4 protein-coding genes and 1 pseudogene are annotated in these 6,692 nt (G+C 74.4%); 4 read left to right on the plus strand and 1 reads right to left on the minus strand.

What is annotated here, in order from left to right:
* Positions 1–958: pseudogene (locus tag KBX39_RS19095) on the minus strand (hypothetical protein); the annotation flags it as partial.
* A 217-nt stretch (positions 959–1,175) separates the two neighbouring features.
* Here KBX39_RS19095 and KBX39_RS19100 point away from each other — a divergent pair.
* The 4 genes from KBX39_RS19100 to mycP form a co-directional block, all read left to right on the plus strand.
* Complete coding sequence (locus KBX39_RS19100; protein WP_043328969.1) at positions 1,176–3,161, plus strand: TIGR03960 family B12-binding radical SAM protein; 1,986 nt, start codon at positions 1,176–1,178, stop codon at positions 3,159–3,161.
* A gap of 167 nt (positions 3,162–3,328) precedes the next feature.
* Positions 3,329–3,766: a hypothetical protein gene (locus KBX39_RS19105; protein WP_030503083.1), complete on the plus strand. Its 438-nt coding sequence runs from the start codon at positions 3,329–3,331 to the stop codon at positions 3,764–3,766.
* Between the two features lie 13 nt (positions 3,767–3,779).
* Positions 3,780–5,261: a hypothetical protein gene (locus KBX39_RS19110; RefSeq protein ID WP_210871808.1), complete on the plus strand. Its 1,482-nt coding sequence runs from the start codon at positions 3,780–3,782 to the stop codon at positions 5,259–5,261.
* Between the two features lie 10 nt (positions 5,262–5,271).
* A partial coding sequence (gene mycP, locus KBX39_RS19115; protein ID WP_210871810.1) for a type VII secretion-associated serine protease mycosin occupies positions 5,272–6,692 on the plus strand: 1,421 nt, incomplete at its 3' end.

A 6,692-nucleotide genomic window follows, 5' to 3' on the forward strand; every position in this document is an offset into this window, starting at 1 on the left:
CCCACGGGTCGACCGGCGTGGCGTGCTCGGGCGAGTCCAACGGCGGCACCGGCGTGGGCTCGGCGGACGCGCCCCAGCGGGGCCGGCTCGGCGGCGGTGGCGGGACGGCGGCGGAGCCGCTCCAGCGGGGCGCCTCGACGCGGGTGGCGTTCGGTGCGTTCCCAGTCGGGTTCGGGGCGTTGTCCACCCGGGTGGGGTCCGGCGTGGTGGCCGAGGGTGGCTGCGGCGCGGCGTCGATCCGGGTCGGGTCCGGCGTGGTGGTGGCCGCGGGCGGCTGCGGGGCCGCGTCGATCCGGGTCGGGTCCGGCTGGCGGCCCGTGCGGGGAGTGGGGGCGGGTGTGGTCCGGCCCGGCACCGGGGCCGACCCGCGGGCCCGTGGGACCGGCACCTGCGGGACGGTGTCGGTCCCCCCGGCGGCTGTCGCGGTGTTGTCGGCCGGTGTTCCGGCGGTCTCGGCGGGTGTTTCGGCGTCGGTTGCCGGGGCGTCAGCGCTGTCGGCGGGCGTCTCGGTGCCGGCGGCGAGGGCCTCAGCGCTGTCCGTGGCCGTCTCGGTCGCGGCGGACTGGACCTTGTCGGTGGGTGTCTCGGTTCCGGTGGGCTGGACCTTGGCGGTGGGCGTCTCGGTCTCGATGGGCTGGACCTTCTCGGTGGGCTTCTCGGTTCCGGTGGGCTCGACCCTGTCCGTGGGCGTCGCGGGCGCGGTGGCGTCGACCTCGTTCGTGGGCGTCTCGGCCTCGGTGGTCCCCGGCTGCGGGGCCGCGTCGTGCGAAGGCGCGGCGGTGTCCGGCGTGGTGGACGGCCGGCCCTCGGGTGCGGCGGCTCCCGGCGCGGCGGACGGCGACGCCGGAGCGGCGGCGCCGGTGGCGTCCTCGGTGTCGACGGCGGTGGCCGGCTCGATGACGGTCGGCTCCTCGGCCCCGTCGGCCGGCCGGCCCGCCCCCGGCTGCGGCTGCGGCATCGCGGCTATCTCCTCTCGCGCCCGTTGCGAGGTTAGTACCGCCCCGCCACCCAGGACTAATCCCGCCCGCTCACCGGCCCCACTCCGGTGATCAAGGAGTTCGTGTCCGGTGGGAGCGCGGGACAGCCCGCAAACTCCTTGATCAACGCGGCGGACACGGGCGCGGGTGTGGCGGCTGGGGACGGCGGGGCGGGGGCACCGCGTACGCTTGGGCATCATGAGTGCCCCGTCCACCACCCCGCGTCCCGCCGCCGCCAACTCGGTCTGGCCTCGGCTGGAGCCGTTGCTGCCGCAGGTGACCAAGCCCATCCAGTACGTGGGTGGAGAGCTGGGCGCGGTGGTCAAGGACTGGGACGCCGCCACCGTCCGGTGGGCGCTGATGTATCCGGACGCGTACGAGGTGGGCCTGCCCAACCAGGGCGTGCAGATCCTGTACGAGGTGCTCAACGAGCTGCCCGACGTGCTGGCCGAGCGGACGTACGCGGTCTGGCCGGACCTGGAGAAGCTGATGCGCGCCCACGGCGTGCCGCAGTTCACCGTCGACGCCCACCGCCCGGTGCGTGACTTCGACGTGTTCGGCGTCTCGTTCTCCACCGAGCTGGGCTACACCAACCTGCTCACCGCGATCGACCTGGCCGGCATCCCGCTGCTCGCGGCCGACCGCACCGACGCCGACCCGGTGATCGTGGCCGGCGGGCACGCCGCGTTCAACCCGGAGCCGATCGCCGACTTCGTCGACGCCGCGGTGCTCGGCGACGGCGAGGAGGCGGTGCTGGAGATCACCGCCATCGTGCGGGAGTGGAAGGCCGAGGGCTCCCCGGGCGGCCGGGACGAGCTGCTGCTGCGGCTGGCCCGGACCGAGAGCGTCTACGTGCCGCGCTTCTACGACGTCGACTACCTGCCCGACGGCCGCATCCAGCGGGTCGTGCCGAACCGCCCGGACGTGCCGTTCCGGGTGCACAAGCGCACGACGATGGACCTTGACGCCTGGCCGTACCCGAAGAAGCCCCTGGTCCCGCTCGCCGAGACGGTCCACGAGCGGTACGCGGTGGAGATCTTCCGGGGCTGCACCCGGGGCTGCCGGTTCTGCCAGGCCGGCATGATCACCCGTCCGGTGCGGGAGCGCTCGATCACCACCGTCGGCCAGATGGTCAAGGAAGGGTTGGAGTTCTCCGGCTTCCACGAGGTCGGCCTGCTGTCGCTGTCGTCGGCCGACCACTCGGAGATCGGCGACATGTGCTCCGGCCTGGCCGAGCAGTACGCCGGCACGAACGTCTCGCTGTCGCTGCCCTCGACCCGGGTGGACGCGTTCAACATCGACCTGGCCCAGGAACTGTCCCGCAACGGGCGGCGGACCGGTCTGACGTTCGCCCCGGAGGGCGGGTCGGAGCGGATCCGCAAGGTGATCAACAAGATGGTGTCGAAGGAAGACCTCATCCGCACCGTGGTCACCGCGTACTCCAACGGCTGGCGGCAGGTGAAGCTCTACTTCATGTGCGGCCTGCCCACCGAGACCGACGAGGACGTCCTGGAGATCGCCGACATGGCGCACGAGGTGATCCGGGCCGGCCGCGCCGCGACCGGGTCCAAGGACATCCGCTGCACGGTCTCCATCGGCGGTTTCGTGCCCAAGCCGCACACCCCGTTCCAGTGGGCCTCGATGGAGCGGCCGGAGGTCATCGACGGCCGGCTCAAGCTGCTCAAGCAGGCGATCAACAGCGACCGGTCGCTGGGCCGGGCGATCGGCTTCCGCTACCACGACGGCGAGCCGTCGCTGATCGAGGGCCTGCTGTCCCGGGGCGACCGCCGGGTCGGCGCGGTGATCCGCAAGGTCTGGGAGAACGGCGGCCGGTTCGACGGCTGGAGCGAGCACTTCTCGTACCAGCGCTGGGTGGACGCCGCCGCCGAGGTGCTGCCGGCGTACGGCGTGGACCTCGACTGGTACACCACCCGCGAGCGCGAGGAGCTGGAGGTCCTGCCCTGGGACCACCTCGACTCCGGCCTGGACAAGGACTGGCTCTGGCAGGACTGGCAGGACTCGCTGTCGGAGTACGAGCAGGACGACTGCCGCTGGACGCCCTGCTTCGACTGCGGCGTGTGCCCGTCCATGGACACCGAGATCCAGATCGGCCCGACCGGCCGCAAGCTGCTGCCGCTCACCCCGGTCAATGGACTGAAGCTGCCCGCCGCCGCCCAGGGCTGAGGCACGGACCGTACCGGAGCGCGGGAACCCGACCGGGTTCCCGCGCTCCGTCGTCCTTCCGGGCGACCGCGCGCGTGCGCGGGGTGGGGCTGCCCCGACTGGTGCATCCTCGATACGCTGCGTCCGTAATGGACCGGCCAGGGCCGGTAGCGGGGAGGACAGCAGGCATGGGCATCAATCCGCCGGATACCGGCGATCTGCACGTCAGCGTCGAGGACCTGGACGCCGCGGCGGAGTACGTCGAGCGCCTCAAGCAGTACGTCGACGACACCATCGGCTACGAGATGGAACGCATCAAGGAGCGGATGAAGGGCGACAGCGGCAACGCGCAGACGGTGCCCAACGGCACCCCGTTCGGCGCGTACGAGGACGCCCGGATGCAGTGGGCGGCGCTGACCAGGTCCACGGCCAGCATGGAGGCCCACCTCAAGGCCATCTCCATGAAGCTGGCCGGCCTGAAGCAGGGCACGCAGGACATCGCCAAGGCGTTCCGCGACGCCGAGGCCCGCAACGCCGCGAACGGCAAGGACATCGAGCGGCTGCTGGAGACCGCGGCCCCGCCGCCGGACGCCGGGCAGCAGCCCACCTACCCGTACACGGCCTGAGGGGGAGACGGTCATGGCAGGAGGCACCTGGGAGCGCTGCGTCCGTGAGGTGACGCTCTCGGCGGATCCGGAGACCGTGGGTTCGGTCGGCGCGGGCTGGCGCAACCTGTCCACCGCGCTCGGCCATCTGCGTGACTCGCTGGTCGGCCGCTCGTTCGTCGGCCCGATCGCGCCCGGCCAGGAGCGCCCGCACACCGGCGGTCTCCCCGGGCTGCTCGCCGGCTGGCAGGGCAGCGGCGGCGACGCGTACCGCGAGCACCTGGGCGAGATCGGCAAGGAGATCGAGGAGCTCATCACGCACGCGAGCAACGTCAGTGGCGCGCTGTCGCGGATCGAGGGCGACATCCGTACGGCGGTGGCGAGCATCCCGATCCCGCTGATGGACAACTTCGGCTGGAACGAGTGGAGCCTGCCCGGCGGCACCGAGCTGGACGACGCGCGCGACGGCGAGAGCCAGTCCGGCTTCCTCGCCGCCCTGCGCAGCGACTACCAGTCCAACCAGGCGCTCTACGCCGACGGCGCGTTCCGCGACAAGGCCGACGATCTCGAAGCCACCATGAAGATCGACGGCAACGCCAACGACCAGAAGCGCGGCGGCTGGTGGGACACCAAGTCCCACCTGGACAACTGGTACCGCGACAACCAGCAGGCGGCCAACAAGGCGATGTCGCCGCTGCCGGCCGCGGTCGAGGCCGAGCGTCCCAAGCTGGTCGTACCCCAGCCCGACGCCCGGGTCGACGACGGCTACCGCCCGGACACCCGCGTACCCCCGTCCGGAGTGCCCGGCGGTGGGCTGCCCGGCGGCGGCGGTGGCGGCGGTGCCGGTGGTGGCGGCGGCGGGATGCCCTCGCTGGGCAGCACCGGCATCGGCGGCGGTGGCGGTGTCGGCGGCGGCGGCTCGTTCACGCCCCCGCCGACCACCGGCGTGCCCGAGTTCGGTGGCGGCGGTCCCGGCGGCGGCTCGTACACCCCGCCCGGCACCGGCCTGCCCGGCGCCGGCGCCCCGGGTTCCGGCAGTCCCGACTACGGCACCGGCCTGGCCGGCGCGGGTGGGCCGGGCACGATCACCCCGGGCGGTCCGGGCAGCACCCTCGGCGCCGGACTGAGCACCGGCGCCGGCTTCGGTGGCGGTGGCGGTGGTGCCGGGCTGGGTTCGGCGGGCGGCATCGGCGGCGGTGGCCTCGGCGCGGCCGGTGGCATGGGCGTGGGCGCGCTGCCCGGCATGGTCGGCGGCGGCAACGGCAAGGTGCCCCCGCTGACCAGCGCGGCCGGCGCGCTGCGGGCGGCGGCGGGCGCGGGGCCGGGAGGCGCGGGCGCGGGCGCGGCGGGCGCGCGTGGTGGCCTGGCCGGCGCGGGCATGATGGGCGGCGGGATGATGGGCGGCCACGGCGGCGCCGGGCATGGCGGCGGCGGTGGCGACCACTCGTCGTGGTTGACTGAGGACGACGATCCGTGGGGCGCCGGTGACGGTGCGTCCCCGGGCATCCTGCGATGAGGACGGACGGATGACGGTGCACGTCGGCGCGTTCCGGCCGGTGGTGGCCGCGCTGGCGGCCGGGCTGATGGTGCTGGGGGCCGCGCAGCCCGCCGTCGGCGCTCCCCGCCGGGCCGAGCAGTGGTACCTCGACGAGCTGCGGATCGACCGGGCACACCAGATCTCCACCGGGCGTGGTGTCGTGGTCGGAGTGGTCGACAGCGGCGCCGACGCCGACCACCCGGACCTGCGCGGCCGGCTCCTGGCCGGGCGCAGCACGTTCGACTCCGGCGACGGCCGGCGCGACCCGGACGGCCACGGCACCCACATGGCCGGGATCATCGCGGCGAACGGGACCGGGGTGGTCGGCGTCGCGCCGGACGCCCGGATCCTGCCCATCCGCACTCCGTCCGGCGACAAGGGCGCCGACGCGGGCAACTCCGCGACCGGCATCCGGATGGCGGTGGACGGCGGCGCGAGGGTGCTCAACCTGTCCTACGGGCACGCCGGGGCCGTCGACGAGGGCGAAGAGGCGGCGATCCGGTACGCGCTGGAACGCGACGTGGTCGTGGTGGCCGCCGCCGGCAACGTCCGCAAGCTCGGCCCGGACATCGCCTCACCCGCGAAGATCCCCGGCGTGATCGCGGTGACCGGCACGACCCGGGGCGGCGGCTTCTGGCCCGGCTCGGCCCAGGGCCCGGAGGCGGTGGTCGCCGCTCCGGGGGACGAGGTCTACAACATCGGACCCGACCGGGGGTACGGCTGGGGCGACGGCACGTCCGACTCCACGGCCATCGTCGCCGGTGTGGCGGCGCTGATCAGGTCGAAGTTCCCCCGGCTCTCCGCACCCGACGTGATCAACCGGATCATCCGTACCGCCCGGGACGCCGGCCCGCCCGGCCGCGACCCGCAGTTCGGCTTCGGCCGGATCGACCCGGTGGCGGCGCTCACCGCCGACGTGCCGTCGGTGTCGGCGAACCCGCTGCTCGGCGCCGCTCCGGCCAGCGCGTCCGCGCCACCGGCCGCGGCCGAGGACGAAGACTTCGACGTGACCGACTACGGCGACCGGGGCGGCCCCACCGACCAGCAGGTCATGGTGATCGGCATCGGCATCGCCGTGGCGCTGGTGGTGCTGTTGGCGCTCGTGGTGTTCCTGATCTGGAACCGCCGCCGGCACCGGCGCGAGCTGGCGCGCGCCGCCGACATCCCGGACGAGGCGCTCGACCGGATGACCGAGCAGGGCCCGCCGGTCCCGGCCGGCCATCCCGCCGGCTACGGCCCGCCGCCCGGCTACGGCCCACCCGGCGGCCCCTCGTCGCCCGGCGCCTACGCCCGCCCGGGCACCTCACCGCACCCTGGCGCCCCGTCCCAGCCGGACGGATACCCGCCCAAGGGCACCCACCCCCAGCCCGGCCCCGGCGCCTACCCACCCCCGGCCCAGCCCACCCCGCC

This window comes from Micromonospora sp. D75, assembly GCF_018070405.1.
In the GTDB taxonomy this organism is placed as follows: Bacteria; Actinomycetota; Actinomycetes; order Mycobacteriales; family Micromonosporaceae; genus Micromonospora; species Micromonospora chalcea.

What these genes read in the sequence shown, in the direction of transcription:
- KBX39_RS19100 (WP_043328969.1), top strand. Translation starts at nt 1,176, where the DNA reads ATGAGTGCCCCGTCCACCACCCCGCGTCCCGCCGCCGCCAACTCGGTC.
- KBX39_RS19105 (WP_030503083.1), top strand. Translation starts at nt 3,329, where the DNA reads ATGGGCATCAATCCGCCGGATACCGGCGATCTGCACGTCAGCGTCGAG.
- KBX39_RS19110 (WP_210871808.1), top strand. Translation starts at nt 3,780, where the DNA reads ATGGCAGGAGGCACCTGGGAGCGCTGCGTCCGTGAGGTGACGCTCTCG.